A 1,611-nucleotide genomic window follows, 5' to 3' on the forward strand; every position below is an offset into this window, starting at 1 on the left:
CCCAGGCTCTTGTGTTGAGAACAATGGCGCCGTCTGCCCGTCGTGGCAGGCTCTCTGACAGGCTGGTCCGCAGCCGCTCGCGTGCTTCCGGGGCAAGGCTGGCGCAATAGCCCGGGGCCGGGCCCGCGCCCAGGGTGAAGGGCGTCCAATAGTCGTCGAAGTTCCGGAAGACCGAGGGCGACTCGAGAGCGGCAATCTCGGGCATCGGCAGCCCTGCTTCCTCGACGAGGGCCGCGAGCCCCTCGCGCGTGCAGAAGGAAAAGCGCCGGTCTTCGGTCAACTCGCGGGCTGCAGGGTCCAGTGACACCGCCGCGGTCCAGAAGGCGCGCATGAAGGCGATGCCACCGCCGGGATAGTCCCAGACGTAGAAGCCGATCGTGCCCCCGGGGCGGACGATCCGACCCAGCTCGCGAAGAGCCGCCACACGATCAGGGATGAAGTTGAGCACCAGCCCGGCCACCGCCACGTCGCGGCTGTTGGTCGGGACCGAGGAAAGGTCGGCGGCGCTCCCCAGCCGGAACTCCGCCCGTGGATCGGGGAGATTCTCGCGCGCCTTCGCGAGAAAGCCCTCGGAGGGATCGAGGGCGAGCACATGACGCGGAGCGCATTGGCGAAGGACAGCCTCGGTCAGCGCCCCGGTGCCGCAGCCGAGGTCCAGCCAGGCAAGCCCCCCGGGCAGGCCGAGCCAGTCGAGAAAGCGCGCGGCGATCGGCCGGCTCCACCGTCCCATGTAGGCGTCGTAGCTGTCGCCTGCCGCCCAGGCGTCGTGACGCGCGGCCGTGGTCATCGGGGCACCTCCGGAGCAAACATCGCGAGGCTGGCATTGCCCGGCATGATACACCGGATGCCTTGCGCCCGGAACAAATGCTCTGTCACGTGTGGCAGCCCGGTCGGCTTGCACCGGTTGTGAAGTCAGAGGCTCCTTGGCGATCCGGTTCTTCAGGGTGGGCCAGGACGAGGTTGCCTGTGCTTCGTGAGCCGCATGGCGTCAGAAGGTGATTTCCACCGAGCCGGCGCTGCGGCGTGCGGGACCGTGATAAACGGCCTCGATGTTGTTGCCGGCGGGATCCAGCAGAAAGGCGGCGTAGTAGCCGGGATGATAGGGCCGCTCACCAGGCGCGCCATTGTCCCGCCCGCCCGCGACCAGTCCCGCCTTGTGAAACGCATCGACCATCTGGCGGCTCTTGGCCTGAAAGGCGAGATGGTGCCGGCCGGTGGCCGTCCCTTGGGCGGCTTTGCTTTCCGTCGTCGAGACGAACAGTTCGTCCGCCCAGAAGTAGTCGGAGGCGGTCCCGCCCATCGGGATCTCGAGGGCATCCAGCACCGCCTGGTAGAACCTCAGGCAGGCTGGAAGGTCCTCGACCGCCAGCTGGACGTGGTCGATCAGGCGGCCACGATGCAGTTGCTGGACTTCCATCCTTCACGCTCCCTTCCGAACGGCAGTTTTCTCATGCCTGTCATCAAGCGCATCATATCCCTGCCCGTTGAAGCGGATCAGGCAGAACCCGTGCCCGAAGGGATCGGCGAACATCGCCAACTGGCCGAAGGCAGCGGTCGTGGTCGCACCCTCCTGCACCGCCCCGGCTGCGGTCACCCTGTCGATCGCCGCCT

3 protein-coding genes are annotated in these 1,611 nt (G+C 67.4%); 1 reads left to right on the plus strand and 2 read right to left on the minus strand.

Annotated features, from left to right (window positions below; genetic code table 11):
* A partial coding sequence (locus ACFFII_RS17740) for a methyltransferase domain-containing protein (protein ID WP_377700200.1) occupies nucleotides 1–787 on the minus strand: 787 nt, incomplete at its 3' end.
* A 201-nt stretch (nucleotides 788–988) separates the two neighbouring features.
* A complete protein-coding gene (locus ACFFII_RS17745; protein WP_377700201.1) occupies nucleotides 989–1,417 on the minus strand; it encodes a VOC family protein in 429 nt (142 codons plus the stop codon).
* Here ACFFII_RS17745 and ACFFII_RS17810 point away from each other — a divergent pair.
* Nucleotides 1,397–1,611: hypothetical protein (locus tag ACFFII_RS17810; RefSeq protein WP_446686944.1), on the plus strand; the 215-nt coding region annotated here is incomplete at its 3' end. The two genes, ACFFII_RS17745 and ACFFII_RS17810, sit on opposite strands and share 21 nt — an antisense overlap.

The organism is Paracoccus niistensis (assembly GCF_042432925.1).
GTDB lineage: Bacteria > Pseudomonadota > Alphaproteobacteria > Rhodobacterales > Rhodobacteraceae > Paracoccus > Paracoccus niistensis.

Coding starts and splice junctions, on each gene's coding strand:
- ACFFII_RS17745 (WP_377700201.1), bottom strand. CDS start 1,417: ATGGAAGTCCAGCAACTGCATCGTGGCCGCCTGATCGACCACGTCCAG.